Below are 22587 nucleotides of genomic sequence, written 5' to 3'. Positions count from 1 at the left end.
TATCAACCAATGACCTAGATTAAGAGTTTGTGTTTTTTTTCATTCGACTAAAAAACTCTGGTGTTACACCAAGATAAAGAGCAATTTGTTTTTGGGGTAATAAATGTTTTATTGTTACATATTTTTTGTTGAAAATGGCATATCGTTCGTTTGCCGACAATCCCATGCCTTCCATTACTCTATTTTGAGTTTCTACATAAGCGTTTTCTGCTAAAATGCGAAAGATTCGTTCAAATTTTGGTATTTTGAGGTATAAATTATTCAAATCCGATTTGGAGATTTGAATCACTTCTGTATTTTCTATTGCTTGTATAAAAAGGACTCCAGGTTTTTGTGAAATGATGCTGTATAAATCACCTATCCAATAATCGTGTGAAGCAAAATTGAGAATATGCTCAAACCCATTTTTATCAATATTAAAAATCCTGCAACATCCTGAATTGATAAAGGTTATTTGTTTACAAATTGTACCTTCTTGCGTGATGTATTGTTTATTTTTATATGTTTTTTCTTTTAATAAAGATACAAAATAGGTTTCTTCTTCTTTTGTAAGTTTGATGTGTTTGGAAACATTTTGCAAAATGAGTTTTGTGTTCATATTGGTTTAATGTGTTAATTTTAAGAAGTATACATACGATTTATTAACTGTATAAGGTTTTAGAAAGGTAGTAAAGATATCTGAAAATTTGCGTTTTTATTAAGCCAATTGCACCAACAATAGTAGCAAGTGTTTGCGATAATTTTTTTAGATATTTATATTTTTATAAACTTCTTTCCCAATTGTTACGCTCATTTTAAGTATAGCTGTAAAGTCGGAAATTTTATTACGTTCTCTTTTTTCATTTTTATTTATTTTTTTCAATGTTTTTAATATCTCTAATGTTTATTATCATTGAAAATAGTAACAGTATACTTGTTATAATTCCCCAATAACTTTCGTTTTTCAAATTGCTAAAATCTAAGTTATAAATATCAATTAGTAATAGAATTGATATTACAATTAATAGTAGGTATGCTAATTTTAATTTATTCATTTTTTTTCTTTTGGTTCTTATTCAGTCAAAGACTGATGAATGCATCCGCAAAGTCGGAGCCTTTGCGAGGCGGAGTACATTTTAGTCTACAAATGTTTCTTTAATTATTTCTTTACACATTTTTATTTCTTTTAAATTCAATTTTCCAAAAACTTTTACAATTCTTGATTTATCAATTGTTCTTATTTGGTCAATAATAATCATTCCACTTCTTCCGTCATTTTTAACTGCAACTCTTGTAGGATATTCTTTAGTATTTGTTGTCATTGGACAAATAACAATTGTTTTGAGGTATTTATTCATTTCGTTTGGCGAAACAATAACACAAAGGCTAGTTTTCTGAATTTCACTTCCCAAAGTTGGATCAAGATTTACTAAAATTATAGAATATTGTATTAATTCCATTCATCAAAATTTTCTTCATTAAACACGTCATTCATCAATAATTCATCATCGTTTTCAGAATTCATTTTCTTAAATGCAATTTCCCAATTTTTCCTCGGAGTTTCTATTGGTTTTAAAATAATTTGTCCCGTTTCTAATATCAGTTCAACTTTGTCTTTAATGTTATATTTTTCCAAAATTGTTTTACTCAATCGTAAACCTTTTGAATTCCCTATTTTGATTATTGCAGTTTCCATAAATTTAAAGTTTTAAATGTTATTACAAAGTAAATACATATTTTTTAAGTATGAAAATTTTAATTGATTATTTTTTGTTGTATTACTGCTGTTAACGGTTTTGGCTTGTAGCAGCTACGAATGAACTAGGACTAAACTTTCAAACGCAAACTAAAAATTAAATTTATGACCAAGTTTCCAAGTACAAAGCAATCTCGCAATTACGACTAAACTGCTTTTGCCAGATAGCATTATTTTAATTTTAATACTAGATTGCCGTTTTCTATATTTTTGGCATTTTCAGGTGGTGATTGCCAGTTTTCAGTATTTATTACAAATTTAAATTCGTTGTAATCTTTTAATTTTGATTTTGAAAGTTTAAGTTCGTAATAATCGCCTTTTGTATTAGTCATTTTGTAATCCAAGTCTTTTGGATTCCAACCATTAAAACTTCCTGCTATTGTAATTATTTCAATTTCGTTTTTATTTACGCTTTTTGGTAACACAAACTCAAAAATAACATTTTCCTTTTCTATTCTGTAACCATATCTAACCAGCTTTAATCCTTTTTTTACATCTTCTACTTTTGTGAATTTAAAAGTTTTAAGAAATTTTATATCTTTATTTGGCGCATATCCTGATTTTAATAAAAATGATCTTGCCTTTTCATCAGTACTTACATCCATTTCGATGATCTCTTTAATTGCAAGTTTTTTATCAATTGAATTATCATAATACGCTTTGCATATTTTGTAACCAATAAAGTAACCTAAGTCTTTCATTTGCGTTCCGTTCAAACTTCTACCTTTTTTACCATAAAGCCAATCAAAAAATTTTCCTTTCTCATTTGATTTAATAAACCTTTTGAATTCTGTCCAAATATCTTTTTCATTTTTATATCCAAAATCTATGTAACCATTAGGAAATGTCTCGCTCAATTTTTTTTGATTTATTATTTCGGCAATAAAATCGCAAGCTCCTTCATTCAGGCAATGGGCTAATAATGCGTTATTTGACCTGTTTTGAAGCGTATGAACAAATTCGTGAATACAACATAAACACCCCAATCTGATTTTTCATTTGCGTATAATTCACTACCTACAAAAACATTATTGTCAACTGGTCGTCCTCCAAACATACCTAGACCTACAAAGAAGTATACATTTCCATCTTTGAAATTTGGATATAGTTCTTTAAAATACTTAAACTTTGAATCTAAAATACTTGCTTGTGAAGGAAGGCTTGACAGATAAGGTCTTAGCCTTATCAGGTTTTCTTATGCATTTTGCATTAAGTCTGCCCAATCTTTGGCTGTTGCTTTTTTACCGCCATCTACAGAATTGTCTTTTGCATACTTTATTCCCAAACTACCATTGTCTAAATTTAGTTTTTGAACAAATTCTATCTGTTTTTGTTTGTCATTTGTTGCTTGAACGCTATCGAAAGCTTGAAAAAAATTTTCAATATCTTTTGTGTAAATAGTTGTTTGCCCTACTGATTTTGTTGTTGCAATAAGGGATAAAATAATTAAAAATTTTAGTTTCATTTTTCTTTTTTTTCTCTGAATGCTCTGTTTTTAGGGGTTTTTTATGCTTTCTGCCAACTTGTTGCTATAATTCCTAGTCCACTTCCGAGAATGTATCTCCTTTATTAATATCTCCTGATTTAAAACCACGATTGAACCAATACATTCTTTGCTCAGATGTTCCGTGCGTGAAGGAATCGGGTACGACTTGTCCTTGCATTTTTTTCTGGATGGCATCATCTCCAACTGCATTAGCTGCACTCAAAGCTTCTTCGATATCGCCTGGTTCTAGCATGGCGTTTTTGTTTTCATTGTAATGTGTCCAAAGTCCGGCATAAAAATCAGCTTGTAATTCTAGCGCTACAGATAGTTTATTCCCTTCGGTTTCACTACGGTTTTCTTGCAGTTGACGTACCTTTGCCGATGTACCTAAAATGGTTTGAATGTGATGACCATATTCGTGTGCTAGAACATAAGCTATGGCAAAATCTCCGCCTTCGGCTCCAAATTTTGTTCTTAATTCTTCGAAGAAAGTCATGTCCATATAGATTACTTTATCTCCGGGACAATAAAACGGACCAGACGCTGAACTTGCACCACCACAAGCGGTTTGAACTTGCCCGCTGAACAAAACTAGTTTTGGAGCTTCGAAAGTAAGGTTGTTTTCTTCAAAGATTTTTGTCCAGATATCTTCGTTATCAGCAAGTAGGGTTTTGACAAATTCTCCTTCTTGTTCTTCCTCTGGAGTTAAAGCTCTAGACTCGGTTTGTGTGGTTTGCTGCTGATTGAATTGTTCTAAAATAGGTGTCAACATTTGTGCATTTTCGCCACCAAAAGTGTTTAATAATAGGATAACGATTCCTAAAACTCCACCACCCAAAACTGCTTTTCCACCTCCAGACATTCCGCGGCGGTCTTCCATGTTGTCACTTTGACGTCTTCCTATCCATTTCATAATTTTATTTTTTTAGATTTAATTTAAATTTTAATGAGTCCACTTTAGAATTACTTCTTCAATGACACCATTTATTATGGGTTTTGAAACATAGTCATTCATTCCGGCTTTTATGCATTTATCTCTTTCCTCTTTTTCGGTTCCTGCGGTTATAGCTATTATCGGAATATTTTCTCCTAATTGTAGTTTCCGTATTGCTTTTGTGGCTTCGTATCCATTCATTATTGGCATTTGAATGTCTATAAATATAATATCTGGATTTATGCTTTCGAACTGTAAAACGGCTTCTTGACCGTTTAAAATTTCAAAAATTGTTGCGTTCATAAAAACCTTTTTTATTATGGTTTTCAATAATAACATATTGATTTTGTTATCCTCAACAATCATTACCGTTATTTTTTTTGCGCTGTTGTTTGTTTTTGAGACGCTAATTTCATGGTCAGAACTTGTATTATTTGGTCTGATTTCTTTGATATTTAGATTACTCGTTTTTATATCTAAATCAAAATAAAACGTACTTCCAATATTTAATTTACTTTTGAGTTGCAATTTGCTTCCCATGAGTCCTAATAATTGGTTCGAAATGGTTAGTCCTAAACCAGTTCCTCCAAATTTTCGGGTTGTAGAACTGTCTTCTTGTGAAAATGCCTTAAAAATTTTCTTCTGATTTTTTTCGAGAATTCCAATACCAGTATCAATTACTTCAAAACGAATCGCGGTTTCTGATTCATTTATAATATTGATTACAGAAACATTTAATTTTATAGTTCCTTTCTCGGTAAATTTTACTGCATTTGATAACAGGTTAATCAAAATTTGTTTGAAACGTACAAAATCGGTCCAAATAAATTGGGGTACATCTTTATCTATGATAAGTTGTAGATTGATGTTTTTTTGTTTGGTTTCGTAAATAATTAAATCTATGATTGGATTTAATGCTTCTTTGATTTCAAATTTCTCAATATACAAATCGAGTTTTCCTGCCTCTATTTTCGAAAAATCTAAGATGTCATTGATTAATTCGAGTAATGAATGTGCTGATTGATTTACGGTTGTTATGTATTTTTTCTGTTCGTTTTCAAGATCTGTTTTCATTAGAATGTCGCTAAACCCAATGATGCCATTAAGTGGTGTTCTAATCTCGTGGCTCATATTTGCAAGAAATTCAGATTTTGCTTTGTTTGCAGCTTCGGCAACTTCTTTTTCTTTAATGGCTTTTTCGTTTTCTATTTTTTGAGTAATATCAAAATAAATTCCACCTATATAATCTATTTGGTTGTCTTTCATGATGACATTACCAAATTCTTCTACCCAAATATATTCGCCGTTTTTTCTTCTCAATCTGTAGGTAGAATGTATTGCATTGCCATTAATCAAATTGTTTTTTTGGACTTTTATTATTTCATCTTTTTCATCAGGATGAATTAATGTTAAATAGGACAGTTTATTTTCGAGAAAATCTTCTTTAGGATATCCTGTTAAGTTTTCGATTTCATCATTTAAGAAAATTTTAGTGGAACCTTCATCAAATTTAGAGAGGTATACAACTCCAGGAATTGTGTTCGCTAGTAATCTAAACTTTTCTTCGCTTTCCTGAATTATAGTTTCGTTAATGTTTCTTTCTACTGATGATGATACAATTTTAGCTAATGATTTTAGGATTCTAATTTCATCCATTGACCACTCACGTTCTGAGGTTGTGTCGCTAAAGGTTAAAAATCCAAACAAGTCATTTTTCACGAACAGGGGTAAAAATAACACGGATTTAATTCCTAAATCGCTAAGGAATTTTCTAATAGTTTGATCTTCGATTTTTGAAACAACTGAACAATAAAATTTGTTTAATTGTCCACTTTCATATATGAACGGAAAATCTTCTGGTGTGAGGTTTAGTAGTTTTTCTTCAATTTCTACAAAACCATTTTCTGATGCAAGCCATCTGTATTTTTGGTGAAATTTTTTTGTTTGTGGTTCTTTTTCAAAAAAAGCTAGTCTATCAATATTAATGACATTACCAATTTCGCCTAAAATACTTTTAAAAATATCATCTGTATTTTTATGGAGCGAAAACTTCTCCATATTTTGGGTGATTACAGCAAGCATATCGCTTTTATAGGCTAATTTTTTTTCGGCATCTATTCTCATTTCGTTTTCTAATGCGATTGAAATTAAATCACCAATTGAGCGAGCAAAACTTGCATCTTCATTGTCCCAATGCACAGCGTTATTTAGGGATTCTAAACTAATAACTCCAGCTAATTCACCGTTTAAAAAAACAGGAGTGTCTAATAATGATACAATGTTATATTCTTGATAATAGTCACGACATGAAAAATTAATTATTGGGTCGTTAAAGACATCACTTGTAAGGACTTGATTTCCTTTGCTAATAGATGAAAAATAGAGTTCACACTCTGTTTTTTTAATACTGTATTTCTTGTCGTATTTTTTGGTTTGTTCGTTGTATTGTTTTTCACAATTCAATGAATCTTGATCATAACTCCAGTAGCTTACTTTGTTAATATAGATACTGTTAGTTACTGCTTTTGTTATATTTTCTAATTTTGTATTAAAGTCATCTTGGTTGGAGTAACTTTTTGAAGTAAAATAATTTAAAATCGCGGTGTATTTATTTATTTTTTCAATTCTATTTTGTTTGTCAATTTCAATATTTTGAATTGCGGTTATGTCTTGACCAATTCCAAGAAAAAGATCATCAGAGAATTTTTTATCTTTCCATTGGATGTATTTAAAATCTCCATTTTTACATTTTAATTTTCTAATATGAAAATTATCTTCTTCATAATTTTTATGATAACTTCCTTTATTAAATTGAAAATCGTCTGTGAGTTTCCAAAATTCAAATCCCAAAACTTCCTCTGGTGTATAGCCTAAAATATCGCTAACGGTATTGCTACAAAAAGTAACCTTGCCTTTTCGATTTGTTGTAATTGTTAGAAAATTTCCTTTATTTACAATTTCGTTTGCGAATCTAAATTTATCTTCGGAAATTATAATTTTTGAATGCCTCATATAATGAAGCATCATGCTCATTAAATAAGTATAGACATAAATTATAAATGCATTTGTTTTTATGTTACCATCAATAAATAGGATAATAAATAAAATGAATACAAATACTGAAAACATCCAGTATTGTTTAATGGTCCTGAAAACGGTAGGTGCAAAAAAGATTGCAAAAAGCATTTCAATATTTGTAATGAGTTCAAAAGGAAAATGGATTAGTTTATGTAATTCAAAAAAGAAAATTAGGAAATAAGTTGAGATAAACATTTTTCTAAAATACTTTTGAATAGTACTATTTTTAGATCCTAAATAATAGATAATTATTAAAAATATCCCAATACATAGACATTCGATAAATTCAGAAATCAACCGAATTTTAAAGATTTCTAAAATCAATTCTTTTATGGGAAAAGCTATTGCAATAAAAAGTAAATAGACATTATACTGCCTTGCATTATTTTTATCTCTAAAATATTTCGAAATATTGTCGTCTTTGAAATTGGCGTATTTCTGGTCTATATCGATTACTATATTTATTATTATAACCACAACAATCAATATGAACCACCATCTAAAATAAAATGGGGTTTCATAATTAAAAGCGTTCGAGTTTCTCGTTACGATTTGTGCGGTTTGACTATTTGCTATAAAAGTAATTAGAAGCACACAAAGAGTTAATATCTTATTTTTAAGGCGCATGTAATTAATTTAAATGTTCAATAAGTAAAAATAGTAAAATGAATTCTGTAAAAAAATTAAATAATTTTTTTGCACTATGCTTCGATTACAGACTCATTTTCTGGTTCGATTCCGATTATGGCATTGTAAATACAATAATGCATAGAATACATAAACGGGATTGTAAAAATAACTCCAATACAACACCCAATGAATCCAACCATTGAAGCAATAATACCTACTATTAATAATGCTACAAGCACAAGTGGTTGTTTTAAAACTAGTATTGAACTCGATTTTATTGCATCAAAGGCATTTAATTTTCCAAATACAATCAACGGAATTGTCATGAAAGTTACAAAACTTACAGGTACTGTAATTAGTAAACCAACAAATTTGTATCCATAATAATCTAGCAATATAGATGAACCTGACGTGATAATTGTAATGAGTAATGTAGCTAAAACAATATCTTTAAAATAAGGTGCCTTATAATAGGTAAAAATAGTCGAAACATTAAATTCTTCCCCTTTTTCTGCACAATCAGCCATTTTAAGAAAACCTGCAGTAAAAGGACTTAATAAAGCAGTAAAGACTATAATTCCTAGTATATATTTGATTAAAAAAGATATAGAAAAATTTTGTGGCTCGAACATTTCGGGTTTCATGTTTTTTCCGATTGAATCCATATCAACTGTTAAAAACACACCAATTGCGGCTAAGATTACAAACAGTATCGAAAACACAAGAAGCATTAAGCCCGCATATAGAGCAATTTTTTTATAATTTTGGAACGCATGTTCAAATACATTTGCAAAATCAAGTGGATACCCATTAGTTTTAATTTCTTCTATTCTCTCTAGTGTAGTTTTCATAGTTTTTGGTTTTGGTAATAATTATTGGTTTATAATATTTTAGTGAAATTGTATTAGTTTAAAGCCATTTTAAAAGTTTCTTAATTGATGCTAATTTATCCTTATAAGGTGCATATCTCATAGGTAAATCCAACCAATTTGCTTTTTTGACGATGCCTTTTTTATGCGAAAAAGTATCAAAACTTAACCTGCCATGATAAGCACCAATACCGCTGTGACCTACACCACCAAAAGGCAATCTACTGTTCGAAAAATGTACGACTGTATCATTAATACAACCGCCACCAAACGAATAGTTTTGAATAATTTTTTGAGCAAACTTTTTATTATCAGTGAATACATATAAGGCTAATGGTTTTTCAAAACTATTAATTACAGTAGCAATATCTGTTTCATTTTCATAGGTAAGAATGGGTAATAATGGTCCAAATATTTCTGTTTTCATTACTAAACTTTCTAGTGAATCTTCGGCAATAAGAGTAGGAGCAATGTAACAACTTGCTGCATCGCTTTGTCCACCAAAAATTACTTTTTGAGGGTCAATCATAGTAACTAATCGTTGCCAGTTTTTTGGGTTGATAATTCTTGCATAATCAGGTGATTGCTCCGGATTTTCTCCATAAGCTTTACTAATTTCCTCTTTTAAATAATTTACAAAATGACTTTTCATGTCCTTTTGAATCAAAATGTAATCTGGTGCAATACACGTTTGGCCTGCATTTATAAATTTACCCCAAACGATTCTTTTGGCAGAGAGTTTTAGATTGGCGGTTTCATCAATTATACAAGGGCTTTTTCCTCCAAGTTCGAGAGTCACTGGAGTTAGATTTTCGGCAGCAGCTTTCGCAACAATTTTTCCAACTGCTATGCTTCCGGTAAAAAAAATATAATCCCAACGTTGTTCTAGCAATTTTTGAGTGACATCAACTCCGCCTTCTACAACTTCTACATGATTTATATGAAATGTTTTTTGAATAATTTCAGCAATTATTTTAGACGTATTTGGCGTGAGTTCCGAGGGTTTTAAAACTACCTGATTACCAGCAGCTACTGCGGCTATTAAAGGACTAAAGGCTAACTGAAAAGGATAATTCCAAGGTGCAATTATTAATACTTTTCCGTACGGTTCCGTGTAAATATAATCTGTAGAAGGAAAGTTGAGTATTGATGGCATTACCCTTTTTGGCTTTGCCCATTTGGCAATATGATTTATGGTATATTTTAATTCAGAAATAACATAGTTTGTCTCCGTAAGCACGGCTTCAAAATCTGGTTTTTTGAAATCTTCGTATAAAGCTTGAATAATTTCATTTTCATGATTAATAACACTATTCAATAATTTTATTAAAGTTTCTTTTCTAAAATTGATATTTTCTTTATATTCCATAATGTGTAATAAAAATTTAAAGATACATTTTTTATACTACAATTGCATTCCAAATCACATCATTTGGAACAGGTGCAATAAGTATCATGTTTTCTTGTGAAACGGGATGGACAAAAACTAATTTTCTGGCATGAAGATGAATTCCACCATCTGGATTACTGCGATCAAAACCGTATTTTAAATCGCCTTTTATGGGTGATCCAATTGCTTGTAATTGCGCTCGAATTTGATGGTGACGACCCGTGTGAAGATTTATTTCTAAAGCAAAATAATTGTTAAGTTCAGCAATAATTTTATAATCTAAAGACGCTAATTTACTATCGGGAACTTCTTTTAAGTGTGCTTTTGAGGTATTATTTTTCTCGTTTCTTTTCAAGAAATGTACGAGCTTGTCTTCTGGTTTTGATGGTTTGTTTTTGACAATTGCCCAATACGTTTTTTTGGTATCTCGATTGCTAAATAATTCATTCATTCGAGTTAATGCTTTGCTTGTTCTCGCAAAAACTATTATCCCGGTTGTTGGTCTGTCTAAGCGGTGAACCACGCCCAGAAAAACTTCGCCGGGTTTGTTGTACTTGTCTTTGATGTATTCTTTTACGACTTCGGATAGTGGTTTGTCTCCAGTTTTATCTCCTTGAACAATGTCGCCAACACGCTTATTGATTATGATAAGATGATTGTCTTCGTGTAGAATTTGGAGATTGAACTTGGTAGAAATGATTTTTGTACTCACTAGATTTGTTTTAAATATACCGAAAGTATTTCGCCATTATTTTCGATTTTGTCTCTAAAATTAAATCCAAGTTTTTCGAGAAGCTGTATGGATTTATTGTTTTCAGGAATTGTGGTGGCTAAAATAGTTTGTTGCGTTTTGTCTAATTTTAGTTGCTCTAAAACAATATTTGTAGCTTCATACGCATAACCATTTTTACCGAATTCTGGTAAAAAAGCAAACCCTAAATCATGAAAATCGAGAGAGTCTCTTTTTATGAAAGTTATAATTCCAATAGCAGTATTTTGGTCTTTAAGTGTTACAACCCAATACTTGATATTTTGAATGTTTATTATTTTTTCAATATAATTTTTGGCTTCTTTATCAGAGTGAATTTGCCTGTCGCCAATAAACTGAATCCAACCTTTTGTGTTTACTAACGCTTTTATAAAACTATAATCTTTAAGAGTTACACGTTGTAAAATTAGTCGATTTGATTCTAAATTTAGTTCCATTAAACTAATATTGCTCGTTCGAATTCGGAAAATCTTTTGATTTTATGTCAGTAACATATTGTCCAATTGCGGCAGTCATTTGCTCATACAAATTCAGATAGCGTCTTAAAAAACGGGGACTAAATTCATTGTTCATTCCTAACATGTCGTGAATAACAAGTACTTGTCCGTCAACTCCACCACCAGCACCAATCCCAATTACAGGAATCGAAATGCTTTGTGCCACTTTCTCGGCGAGATGGGCTGGAACTTTTTCGATAACGATGGCAAAACAGCCTAATTTTTCGAGTAGTTTTGCATCTTCCATTAATTTTTCCGCTTCTTCTTCTTCTTTGGCTCGAACGGTATAAGTTCCAAATTTATATATGGATTGTGGGGTTAAACCCAAATGTCCCATGACTGGAATTCCCGCATTTAGTATTTTTTTGATAGAATCTCTAATTTCTTTGCCACCTTCCATTTTTACAGCATGACCGCCACTTTCTTTCATAATTCTGATGGCAGAACGAAGCGCTTCTTTCGCATCGGATTGATAACTTCCAAACGGCAAATCAACAACGACTAAAGCTCTTTCGATGGCTCGAACTACTGATGAGGCGTGATAAATCATTTGGTCTAATGTGATTGGTAGTGTGGTTTCGTGTCCCGCCATAACATTAGAAGCAGAATCACCCACAAGGATTACATCAATTCCTGCAGAATCAACAATTTTTGCCATAGAAAAATCATAAGCAGTCAGCATGGAGATTTTTTCTCCATTGGCTTTCATATCAAAGAGTGATTTGGTAGTAATTCGTTTATAATCTTTTTTGGCTACTGACATTGATTTTTTATTTTAGAATGTAAAAGTAATAAAATGATTAGTTTTTAAACAAAAAAAATGGATTCAATAGTTATTGAATCCATTTTATACTTAATTCTCAAAACACAAAGATTTTTGAAAAATATTTTGCACCTCTATTTTTTTTCTAAAACCTAAGTTTTAGAAGTTTGTGTTTTATATTACTGTTTCAAATCCGTAAAAGTCACATCAGCGGCAAAGGATGAATTCGTTTTTTCTACTACTAATTCATTCGCTAAAGTGAAATTCGCGGTTTGCTTGATGTTTAATGATGATGTTCCAAGAGCTACTTTGTATGAACCAGAATCAGCAATCCAAGCGTTTCTTGAAGTTACAAATGAAGCTAATTGCTTAGGGTTTAATGTTAATGTAATGGTTTGACTTTCTCCGGGTTTTAAAACTTTTGTTTTTGCAAAAGCTTTAAGTTCGGAACTTGGTTTGTCAATAGATTTTGTTGGTGCAGTTAAGTACAATTCCGCTACTTCTTTTCCAGCAACATTGCCCGTATTTTTTACAGTTACAGTTACGGTCATTTTATTAGTAAACGTTTTTGAACTTAATTTTAAATCAGTAAATTCAAAAGTCGAGTAGGATAATCCGTAACCAAATTCGTAAGCCGGTTTTACATTGAAGGTATTAAAATAGCGGTATCCAACATAAACGCCTTCTTCATAAGTTACACTTGTAGGATTCTCGGCTGGTGTTCCAATCCAGTTTTTTGAAGATGAATTGTCATCAAAATTCACTGGAAAAGTCATTGTTAATTTTCCAGAAGGATTCACTACACCAGAAATAACATCCGCAACAGAATTTCCACCTTCTTGTCCTGGCTGCCATGGAAGTAGAATTGCATCTACTTTGTCTCTCCAACTTGCGGTTTCAATGACACCACCAATATTTAGTATGACTACTACTTTTTTTCCTTTTGCGTGAAATGCTTCGGCTACTTTATTGATTAACGAAACTTCATCAGCAGCCAGATTAAAATCTTCATCGACAACTCTATCTCCGGCTTCACCTGCATTTCTTCCTACTGTAATTAATGCAATTTCTGCAGATTTAGCTTTTGTTTCAATAAATGATTTGCTTAATTGTAACTCGGGTAATCTTTTAGGAATGGCTAATAATCCACCTTCTCTTTGTCGGCGTTCCATTTCTTTTTCTTTCTGTCCTTCGGTATAGGGTTTGTAGGCACTTTCTAATTCTTTATCAATTGTAAAACCAGCGTTAGTTAAACCATCAATTAGCGAAATAGAATACGCTTCGTTTACATCGCCACTTCCTGTTCCTCCTGAAAGGAAATCATAAGAGGTAACACCAAAAACTGCTATTGACGAGGATTTTGAGGTAAATGGTAAGGTATTGTTATTATTTTTTAAAAGGATAGTTCCTTCTGACGCTGCTTGTCTGGTTATTGTTGAATGAGTCTTTAAATCGGGTTTGTTAGAATATATATAGTTGCTCATTGCGGGTGATTTTAATACTAATTCTAATATTTTACTTACATTTTTATCTATGCTATCTTTTGATAATTTCCCACTTTTCATGTTGTCTAAAATAGCTTGTTTTTGAGCGGGTAATCCAGGCATAAGCAAATCATTACCAGCGGTTAATTGGTCCGTTACATTACTAACAGCATTTGGCGAAAATGGCGCTCTAAAACTATTATATCCACCAAACCAATCGGTCATTACTAAACCTTTAAAACCCCATTCGTCTCGTAAAACGGTGGTTAATAAATCGTTTCTTTCAGAAGTGTATTTTCCGTTAAGTAAATTGTAGGACGACATGATGGTCCATGGTTGCGATTCTTTTACTGCAATTTCAAAACCGCGCAAATAAATTTCACGCAAAGCTCTCTCGCTAACATGAGCATTAATCCCCATTCGGTTCCTTTCTTGATTGTTTACAGCAAAATGTTTTATTGATGTTCCAACGCCATTTGCTTCGATTCCATTGACCATTGCAGCAGCAATTTTCCCTGTCAAAAATGGATCTTCCGAGTAGTATTCAAAGTTTCGTCCACATAATGGGTTTCTATGAATATTCATTCCTGGACCTAATAAAACATCAACCCCATATTCTTTTACTTCGTTGCCCATTGCATTTCCTACACTAGTAATCAGTTCAGTATTCCAAGTTGATGCTAATGCTGTACCTACAGGAAATGCAGTTGCATAATAGGTTTTAGTTTCATTGTCTCTCGTTGGATTAATTCGTAATCCGGCTGGACCATCAGAAACAACAACGGTTGGAATTCCTAATCTTTTTATTTCAAAAGTTCCACCTGCTGCACCTGGAACTTTGCCCAAATCTGCTCCAGGATTGAACGTAAAAGTTGTAGTGTTAAAACCAGGCATTCCTATACCAATCAATAAACTTGCTTTTTCCTCATTGGTTAGTTGTTTTAGCAAATCTTGAATCCTGCTAGATATTGGCAAACGATAATCTTCATAAATATCAAGTTTTCCATTATTGTTTAAATCTTGAAATGTAAATCCATTTAGAGTTATTTCTTGTTTCCTATTTGAATTTGTTTCCGTTGGAACTTTTTTCCAAGAAATACCCGAACTAATCACAACTGCGAGCAGTGTTACTTTCGCAATTTTTGTAAAAGAATAATTTTTCATAATGTTTATTTAGTTAATAATTTATTTCATTGCTTCAATATGAAGCAATATTAATTATAATTTTTATATTTGCAAAATAAAAAATCATAATTTTTTGGTTATCAGAAATAAAAAGTAAAAATCATAATGAATAGTGTATTTTCGCAATGAAATTTAGATCATGGAACTTAAAAAAATATTAGAAGAAAAATCTGCCGAAGCCTGGGATATTTATATTCCTAATTTATCTATTGACTGTGTTATTTTTGGGTTTCACGACGGGAATTTAAAAGTATTACTTACTAAGTTTAAGGACAAAAACCTCTGGGCATTACCTGGTGGTTATGTTTTGAAAACTGAAAATTTACTCCAAGCAGCCAATAGAATCTTGTATAATAGAACTGGAGCCGAAAATATTTTTTTACAACAATTTAGAGTTTTTGGCGATTTGAATCGTTCCGAAGGTTTTTTTGAGGAATATCCAGAGGCACTTTGGCACAAACAGCGATTTATATCCATTGGATTTTATGCGCTTGTCAATTATTCTCAAGTTAATTTAGTTGTTGATGATCTTTCTGAAGCTTGTGAATGGAAATCTATTGATGAATTGCCCGATTTAATGATGGATCACAAAAGTATTTTTGAAAGAGCATTAAAAACACTTCGGGAACAATTGAACTACCAACCCATAGGTTATAGTTTGTTGTCAGAAAAATTCACCATGCCAGAGCTTCAAAAATTATATGAAATTATACTAGATAAAAAATTAAATAGAGGTAACTTTTACAGAAAAATATTGCGGTATGATATTCTTGAAAAACTGGACGAAAGTAGAAAAGGTGGTGCACACAAGGCTCCAGATTTGTATAAATTTGATTTCGATAAATATCAAGTTGCTTTAGAAACAGGTTTGAGCGAAGGTTGGTAAAATTATTTTTTATTAATTAAAAAGACATCTGCTAAAAATGCAAAAACTACACCTAGCGTATAATACACCAAATCACTCCAAAGAAATCCTTGCCCAAAAACATAATGCCCTAGAGTAGTTTTACGAATCGAAACCATCCATTCTGCAGTATAAAGTTGTAAGAATTCAATTGAAAAGCAAAGGAGTAAAGCTAGAATTATACTATTTCTGAAACTACTATTTATAAAAACAAATCGGATTCCAAAATAGACCATTATTGCATATAGAATGTCACCAAAAAACAATGGGACACCATGTATCCTTCTGGACAAAACACCTAATATGATAACAGTAAAAATTAAAAGGAAGTAGTTAATACGTGTATTTTTTTTCATAATTATTAACAATCTGCCATATTTACAGCAATTGCTAATCCGCCTTCTGAGGTTTCTTTGTATTTGTTGTTCATGTCTTTTGCAGTTTGCCACATGGTATCAATAACTTTGTCTAAAGGAACTTTTGCGTTTTTGGCATCAGTTGCCATTGCTAATTCTGCTGCATTGATTGCTTTTATTGCACCCATAGTATTTCTTTCTATACACGGAATTTGGACTAAACCACCAATTGGATCACAGGTTAAACCCAAATGATGTTCCATTGCGATTTCTGCCGCCATCAATACTTGGTCCGAAGTTCCGCCCATGACTTCGCATAATGCAGCGGCAGCCATAGCGGATGAAACTCCAATTTCTGCCTGACAACCACCCATTGCTGCAGAAATTGTGGAACCTTTTTTGAAAATGCTACCAATTTCGCCAGCAACCATCAAAAATTGTTTTATTTCTTTTTCACCAGCTTCGTGGTTTTCTATAACCAAATAATACATTAAAACAGCTGGAATTACTCCTGCACTTCCGTTAGTTGGCGCAGTAACGACGCGACCTAAAGCAGCATTGACTTCGTTTACCGCTAATGCAAAACAGGAAACCCATTTTAAGATTTGTCGAAATTTAACTTCTGTTTTTCGGATTTCTTCGAGCCATTCTTGCGGGTTTGAATAATTGGCTAAGCCAATAAGATTTTGATGTAAGTCAAATGCTCTTCGGCGGACATTTAATCCACCAGGAAGTATGCCTTCGGAATGACAACCAATGTACATACATTCCAGCATAGTGTGCCAAATCCGCATTAATTCATTGTGAATTTCCGCTTCAGAACGCATGGATTTTTCGTTTTCATAAACAATTTCTGAAATAAGTTTATTTTCTGAAACAGTATAATTTAGAAGTTCTTCGGCGTTTTGAATCGGAAACGGAAAAGCGCATTTTATAGCTAATTTTTTCTTGGCATTAACTCTTTCTTCCACCACAACAAATCCACCACCTATAGAGTAATAAGTAGAAATATGTTCAGTACCATCATTTAAAAAGGCTGTGAATTTTAGACCATTGGCGTGAAAAGGCAAGAAGTTTTTATTAAAAACAATATCTTGTAAAAAGTAAAATGGAATCGTAATTTCGTTACCAAGTAAGATTTCGTTTTTATCTTCGATAATTTTAATAATTCCGGCTATATTTTGAACCGGAATGTATTCAGGATCTTGACCTGATAACCCTAGCATTATGGCTAAATCAGTTGCGTGACCTTTGCCAGTCAAAGAAAGTGAACCGTACAAATCCACTTTGACCCGAACGGTTTTCAACAAAAAATTTTGATTTCGTAATTCTGAAAGAAAACGTTCAGCTGCACGCCAAGGTCCAAGAGTATGTGAACTTGATGGTCCAACTCCTATTTTTAACATATCAAATACCGAAATACATTCTTCCATAATAGTAATTTATTAGGACAAATATAGCAGAATGAATATGTAAAAAAGAATTTATAGTGCTAAAAATTATGAATTTGATAAAATAATTATCGAATCAAAAGTTTTCAGTTAGCATTATTAAACGAATCTTAAGAATTAAATAATCCCCATTATTAATAGCACTGCAAAAACAATCAGTAAGATTGCCACAAGATTTTGAATGTTTTTTATAGTTACTTTCTTGATTAATTTATTCCCAAAATACGCTCCAGTAAATGCAGAAAGGGTTGCTAATGTTAACAATTTATAATCTAATTGATTGTGAAAATTCTTTGTGTCAGTTATATAAATACTCAATCTTGAAATATCTATCATACAAGCGATTACAACTCCAGTTGCGATAAATGAGGACGCAGACAAATTAGCTCGAATCAAGAAAGCGGCTCTCAATGCACCTTGATTTCCTGAAAGACCACCAAAAAAACCACTTAATATTCCGCCAAGCGGAAGGTATTTTTTATTAAACTGAAGATGAGATAATTTCGGAATTATTTCAAAAAGCGAAAAAAACAATAAAAGCAATCCAACAATCAATTTTGTAGGCATGATTTCAAAAGTAGCATTATCTATTTTATAGACAAATAACGGTTGCATTTCGGTCAATAATGAAAGAATATAAGCCCCAAGAAAGGCAAATAGAATAGCAGGAATTCCAAAACGGAAAACCACATTTAAATTTGCATTTTTGCCTAACAAAATTAGTTTGAAAATGTTGTTCAAAAAATGAACAATCGCAGTTAGCATAATGGCAGTTTCTATTGGAAAAAATAATCCAAAAACAGGAACAAGCAATGTTCCCAATCCAAAACCGGAGAACAAGGTCAATCCTGAACCCAGCAATGCTGCAAGACAAATAATGAAGTATTCCATAAATTAAAAACAGTTATCCCATTGGGTGTAATTCATTTTTTTTATTTTTTAACTACATAGAAACATAGATTTTGTGAATTTTAACAAGGCGTTTCACTCTATTGCAGTAAATCATAGCTTTGTGAAGCCAAGTATTGGCCTATCTATCTCTTTTTTCTATGTTTCTATGTGGTAAAGTTTTAAGTTTTTTTAATAATTTGAGAATTTTATTAATTGCACCCAATGGGTTAATTTAATTATTTTCTTCAGAGAAATTCAAATCGGTATGAAAAGTTTCTTTAAGTTTCCAAAGAGCAGCAAACGAAATAATATAAAGCAATACGCCAATAATCATTCCGGCTTTTAGAATATCACCATCGAAAATTTGGTCTCTAAAAAACACATAACCCAACAGCACGATAGGAAATGATCCTCGAACAAAATTAGGCGCAGTAGTTGTAACTGTTGCTCGAATATTGGTACCAAATTGCTCTGCTGCAATAGTTACAAAAATAACCCAATAACCACCAGACAAACCTATAAACAAACAAATTCCGTAGAAAGTTGCAGGAGAAACACCATAAGCATTGAGAAAAACAAAAACCATAACGAGATTAAAAATTAAAAATAATCGCATGACTTTTTTCCTGCTTTGTAGCCACTGACTCAATAAACCACTGGCAACATCGCCAAAAACTAATCCGCCATAATACCAAGCAATGGCTTGACCAGCTTCGATAGTTTCAGCATTTTGTACACCCAATGCTTTTGCAAATTCAGGGGAAAAAGTAATTAAAATACCCACGATAAACCACAGCGGAATTCCCATAAGAATGCATTGCATGTATTTGATAAAACGTTTTTTATTGGTAAACAAAGACAGAAAATCGCCTTTTTTTTCATCGCTTTCTTTCACTTTTTTAAACATTCCCGACTCATGAACACTTATTCTCAAAAACAATAATAGAATTCCTAAAACGCCACCAGCATAATAACACAAACGCCAATCTTGAAAAATTTTATAGACTAAATAGGCTGCAACAGCACCAGAAACCCCAACCGAAGCGACTATCATTGTGCCGTAACCACGTTTTTCTTTGGGCAAACTTTCGGCAACGAGAGTAATTCCTGCGCCTAATTCTCCCGCAAGTCCAATTCCTGCAATCAATCTCCAAAAAGCATATCCATCAACTGTAGTAACCATTCCGTTGGCAATATTCGCTACAGAATAAATTAATATCGACCCAAATAACACGGAAATCCGCCCTTTTTTATCGCCTAAAACTCCCCAGAGAATTCCCCCAACAAGCATTCCTAACATTTGCATACTGATCAAAAATTCCCCCTGATTGCGAATGGCATCACCTGTAATTCCTAAATCTTTTAGGCTATCCGTTCTGACAATCCCAAAAAGCAATAAGTCATAAATATCAACAAAATAGCCAAGTGCAGCCACAATTACTGCGGTATTTAGAATTTTAGTGTTTTGATGTGGAGTTGTCGTCATTGGGTTATTTTTAATCTCTTTGGTTAAATTTCTCAGGGTTTAGCTTCGATTTGTTTGTTTTTGCCACAGATTCTATTGATTTTTTTTGAAAATTTTTGAAATCCGAGTTAACTTCAATGGTACTTCGTAAACTCTGCCTCGAGTTAATTGAATTCATATTTCAAAAATAGTATAAATATTACTTACAACAACTTTGATTTTCGGTTTTTCAATTTGTACTTTTGAATAATTAAAAAAAGAAAATGAAAATCGTTATCTCGCCAGCCAAATCCTTAAATTTTGATAAGGAATTGCCAACTGCACACTATTCTGAACCATTGTTTGTGGGAGAATCAAAAAAAGTGCATCGTATTTTAAAAAAATTAAAACCTGCAGAACTTTCCGGTTTAATGGATATTTCAGATAAGTTGGCTGATTTGAATTGGCAACGCAACCAGCATTGGAAAACTCCTTTTACTACAGAGAATGCACGTCCAGCTATTTTTACTTTTGATGGCGAAGTCTATGTAGGATTGGATGCTTATACTATTCCAATCGAAAAATTAGAAAAGGTACAAGATAAATTGCGCATTTTATCAGGATTGTATGGCATCATGAAACCATTGGATTTAATGCAAGCCTACCGATTGGAAATGGGGACAAAATTGCAAGTTGGCGAAAGCGACAATTTATATAAATTTTGGAAAACTACCTTAACCAAAGCATTGAATAAAGAACTCAAAAAAGGAGAGTTATTTATCAATTTAGCCAGTAATGAATATTTTTCGGTGATCGATGTCAAAGCATTGAAAGTTCCTGTAATTACTCCAGAATTTAAGGATTACAAAGATGGAAAACTTAAAATGATAAGTTTTTTTGCCAAAAAAGCCAGAGGAATGATGGTGCGTTATATTATTGATACCAATGCAGAAACGTTGGAAGATTTAAAAGGATTCAACTATGAAGGGTATCAATTTGATGCCAATTTATCCAAAGGGAATCATTTGGTTTTTACGAGGTAATTTTTACTTATCTAAATATTTCCAACAAATTCATAATGCTTTCAACAGCGCTCCGCAATCCCGAAATTTCAGGATTGCGGAGCCAGTATTAAGTCTAAACGGCTGTTAACTTTTTTTTATTCTTGAATTCTGTTTTTTAAATCCATTCTCGAATGTAAGAATCTGACTATTTCAATTTCTTTTTCATTTATGGTTCTGTAAAATACGATATGTTCCCCTGATTTATAACCATAAATTTCTAAATCAATTTCTATATAATTTCTTCCTAAATTCTGCTTTTCGGATAATTTTTGGCAATCTTCAAGCAATTCATAATAATATTTGTCGGCTTGATTTTCAGACCAAACTTCATAAGTATAATCCCAAATTTTCGATAAATCATCAACGGCTTTATTGGATAGAAAATATTTAGACATTTCTTTTTCCAGCTTTTAATGATTCAAGATGGTCTTTTGGATTAAAATTTTCGGCGATTCCACTTTCGATTCCTTCTTTAATTGCGTTTTTCAGAATAATTACTTTATTTTCTTCACTTTCTAATAAACGTAAACCTGCGCGAATGACTTCACTTGCGTTTTTGAATCTACCTTCTGAAACGCTGTTGTCGACAAAACTTTCAAAATAATCACCTAAAGAAACTGATGTATTTCGTCCCATAATTTTATTTTTCTATAAAGTTACCAAATTTAGGTAACTTTCAAAGTAAATTTTAGTTTTTTTTTACTTTCTTTTTTCTGAAAAATAACAGTCAATGGTTTGTCGCTATCGCGGGTTTGCTATTAAATTAAACCGCTCCGCAATCCCGAAATTTCTGGATTGCGGAGCGGTTATGTCCATTATTCGGATTTGTCACCCGAGCTATAGCGAACAGGCGAAGCAAACCTTCCAAATACAAAACCAACTTTCCTCCCGATACTTTGGGAAAGCCAATTGCCCTAATCCGGTGTATTAGCTGTTAGCGGTAGTAATATTAGTCGTAATGATGTCTACATTTCAAAATTTGAATTTCATCATCGATAAACCTATAAATTAATCTATGTTCATCATCAATTCTTCTTGACCAAAATCCTGCATACTTGTGTTTCAATGGTTCTGACTTTCCTATTCCTTCAAAAGGATTTCTTGAAATATCTTTGAGTAGGTCATTTATTTTTTTAACTTTCTTCTTGTCAATTTTTTGCCAATACAAATAATCTTCCCAAGATTCATCGACAAATACATATTTCATTTTATTCCTCAATTAAGGCTTTAGAAAATGATTTACCACTCTTAAATTTATCAATAGCAGCATCTAACCTTCTTTCGTTAGTTCTGTTTGATAATTCATAATTTGTTGCAATTAGTGAATTATATTCTTCAAGTGAAATAACAACAATCCCTGAATCTTTTCCACGATTTATAATTAGAGTTTCAAAGTTTATTGCTACTCTATCAAAGTAAGATTTAATATCTTTTCTGAAATCTGAAATATTTGCTACTACCATAATTATTATAATTTGTACAAATGTATGTACAATATTTTGATTTTATGCAATTAGGGAGAATTCAAAAACCTAACGCAACAAATGATAAATTTTATCTTTGTTGAATTATGAAAAAAATACACAAAAGATTATCCTATAAAGAGAGGATTGTAATTGAAACTTTACTCCAGCAAGGTAAGAGCAAAAATCACATC

At 31.9% G+C, this 22587-nt stretch carries 23 protein-coding genes; 2 read left to right on the top strand and 21 right to left on the bottom strand.

The features are described 5' to 3' along the window. Positions 1-19 precede the first annotated feature (19 nt). From RMO53_RS06405 to RMO53_RS06345, 13 genes are all read right to left on the bottom strand, one after another. A complete protein-coding gene (locus RMO53_RS06405; protein WP_310379100.1) occupies positions 20-598 on the bottom strand; it encodes a Crp/Fnr family transcriptional regulator in 579 nt (192 codons plus the stop codon). 517 nt (positions 599-1115) lie between these two features. Continuing rightward, a complete protein-coding gene (locus tag RMO53_RS06400) occupies positions 1116-1439 on the bottom strand; it encodes a type II toxin-antitoxin system PemK/MazF family toxin (RefSeq protein ID WP_310379098.1) in 324 nt (107 codons plus the stop codon). Next, positions 1430-1675, bottom strand: coding sequence for an AbrB/MazE/SpoVT family DNA-binding domain-containing protein (locus RMO53_RS06395; protein WP_310379096.1), 246 nt, complete (start codon positions 1673-1675; stop codon positions 1430-1432). Before RMO53_RS06395 ends, RMO53_RS06400 begins: the two co-directional genes overlap by 10 nt. 230 nt (positions 1676-1905) lie before the next feature. After that, on the bottom strand, positions 1906-2592 hold the full coding sequence (locus tag RMO53_RS06390) for a hypothetical protein (protein WP_310379093.1): 687 nt from the start codon (positions 2590-2592) through the stop codon (positions 1906-1908). 338 nt (positions 2593-2930) lie between these two features. Beyond that, positions 2931-3200, bottom strand: coding sequence for a hypothetical protein (locus RMO53_RS06385; protein ID WP_310379091.1), 270 nt, complete (start codon positions 3198-3200; stop codon positions 2931-2933). Between the two features lie 73 nt (positions 3201-3273). Then, positions 3274-4134, bottom strand: coding sequence for a neutral zinc metallopeptidase (locus tag RMO53_RS06380; protein WP_310379089.1), 861 nt, complete (start codon positions 4132-4134; stop codon positions 3274-3276). 30 nt (positions 4135-4164) lie between these two features. After that, on the bottom strand, positions 4165-7860 hold the full coding sequence (locus RMO53_RS06375) for a PAS domain-containing protein (RefSeq protein ID WP_310379088.1): 3696 nt from the start codon (positions 7858-7860) through the stop codon (positions 4165-4167). A gap of 74 nt (positions 7861-7934) precedes the next feature. Further along, complete coding sequence (locus tag RMO53_RS06370) at positions 7935-8714, bottom strand: hypothetical protein (RefSeq protein ID WP_310379087.1); 780 nt, start codon at positions 8712-8714, stop codon at positions 7935-7937. 58 nt (positions 8715-8772) lie between these two features. After that, entirely contained in the window at positions 8773-10101 is a 1329-nt protein-coding gene (locus tag RMO53_RS06365; RefSeq protein ID WP_310379085.1) for an aldehyde dehydrogenase, read from the bottom strand. Positions 10102-10132: 31 nt separating this feature from the next. Beyond that, positions 10133-10834 (bottom strand): RluA family pseudouridine synthase, encoded by a 702-nt coding sequence (locus tag RMO53_RS06360; protein ID WP_310379083.1) that lies wholly within the window; start codon positions 10832-10834, stop codon positions 10133-10135. Beyond that, complete coding sequence (locus RMO53_RS06355; protein WP_310379081.1) at positions 10834-11328, bottom strand: GNAT family N-acetyltransferase; 495 nt, start codon at positions 11326-11328, stop codon at positions 10834-10836. Before RMO53_RS06355 ends, RMO53_RS06360 begins: the two co-directional genes overlap by 1 nt. A gap of 4 nt (positions 11329-11332) precedes the next feature. Next, positions 11333-12151, bottom strand: coding sequence for a 3-methyl-2-oxobutanoate hydroxymethyltransferase (gene panB, locus RMO53_RS06350; protein ID WP_310379080.1), 819 nt, complete (start codon positions 12149-12151; stop codon positions 11333-11335). A gap of 179 nt (positions 12152-12330) precedes the next feature. Further along, on the bottom strand, positions 12331-14799 hold the full coding sequence (locus tag RMO53_RS06345) for a glycoside hydrolase family 3 C-terminal domain-containing protein (protein ID WP_310379078.1): 2469 nt from the start codon (positions 14797-14799) through the stop codon (positions 12331-12333). 160 nt (positions 14800-14959) lie between these two features. Between RMO53_RS06345 and RMO53_RS06340 the strand changes: the two genes are divergently transcribed. Then, positions 14960-15706: an NrtR DNA-binding winged helix domain-containing protein gene (locus RMO53_RS06340; protein WP_310379076.1), complete on the top strand. Its 747-nt coding sequence runs from the start codon at positions 14960-14962 to the stop codon at positions 15704-15706. 2 nt (positions 15707-15708) lie between these two features. Here RMO53_RS06340 and RMO53_RS06335 read toward each other — a convergent pair whose 3' ends face one another. The 4 genes from RMO53_RS06335 to RMO53_RS06320 form a co-directional block, all read right to left on the bottom strand. After that, a complete protein-coding gene (locus RMO53_RS06335; protein WP_310379075.1) occupies positions 15709-16080 on the bottom strand; it encodes a DUF2809 domain-containing protein in 372 nt (123 codons plus the stop codon). Positions 16081-16085: 5 nt separating this feature from the next. Beyond that, entirely contained in the window at positions 16086-17513 is a 1428-nt protein-coding gene (locus RMO53_RS06330; protein WP_310379073.1) for an L-serine ammonia-lyase, read from the bottom strand. A gap of 135 nt (positions 17514-17648) precedes the next feature. Beyond that, positions 17649-18422 carry a sulfite exporter TauE/SafE family protein gene (locus RMO53_RS06325; protein ID WP_310379070.1) on the bottom strand — a complete coding sequence of 258 codons (774 nt, stop codon included), beginning with the start codon at positions 18420-18422 and terminating at the stop codon, positions 17649-17651. Positions 18423-18654: 232 nt separating this feature from the next. Beyond that, entirely contained in the window at positions 18655-19908 is a 1254-nt protein-coding gene (locus RMO53_RS06320; protein WP_310379068.1) for an MFS transporter, read from the bottom strand. Between the two features lie 242 nt (positions 19909-20150). Here RMO53_RS06320 and yaaA point away from each other — a divergent pair, with 242 nt between their 5' ends. Beyond that, positions 20151-20909: a peroxide stress protein YaaA gene (gene yaaA, locus RMO53_RS06315; RefSeq protein WP_310379067.1), complete on the top strand. Its 759-nt coding sequence runs from the start codon at positions 20151-20153 to the stop codon at positions 20907-20909. A 116-nt stretch (positions 20910-21025) separates the two neighbouring features. Here yaaA and RMO53_RS06310 read toward each other — a convergent pair whose 3' ends face one another. From RMO53_RS06310 to RMO53_RS06295, 4 genes are all read right to left on the bottom strand, one after another. After that, positions 21026-21325, bottom strand: coding sequence for a type II toxin-antitoxin system RelE/ParE family toxin (locus RMO53_RS06310; RefSeq protein ID WP_310379065.1), 300 nt, complete (start codon positions 21323-21325; stop codon positions 21026-21028). Continuing rightward, positions 21318-21566: a type II toxin-antitoxin system ParD family antitoxin gene (locus tag RMO53_RS06305; protein ID WP_310379063.1), complete on the bottom strand. Its 249-nt coding sequence runs from the start codon at positions 21564-21566 to the stop codon at positions 21318-21320. The genes RMO53_RS06310 and RMO53_RS06305 overlap by 8 nt, the downstream gene beginning before the upstream one ends. Before the next feature lie 313 nt (positions 21567-21879). Then, the gene (locus tag RMO53_RS06300) at positions 21880-22137 is read right to left on the bottom strand and encodes a Txe/YoeB family addiction module toxin (protein ID WP_310379061.1); all 258 of its coding nucleotides are present in this window, start codon (positions 22135-22137) and stop codon (positions 21880-21882) included. A gap of 1 nt (position 22138) precedes the next feature. Then, complete coding sequence (locus RMO53_RS06295; RefSeq protein ID WP_310379059.1) at positions 22139-22393, bottom strand: type II toxin-antitoxin system Phd/YefM family antitoxin; 255 nt, start codon at positions 22391-22393, stop codon at positions 22139-22141. Between the last annotated feature and the right edge of the window lie 194 nt (positions 22394-22587).

It is taken from the genome of Flavobacterium sp., assembly GCF_031409475.1.
Lineage (GTDB): Bacteria > Bacteroidota > Bacteroidia > Flavobacteriales > Flavobacteriaceae > Flavobacterium.
Note: the sequence above shows the minus strand (reverse complement) of the source record. Positions and strands in the feature narration are given on the sequence as shown.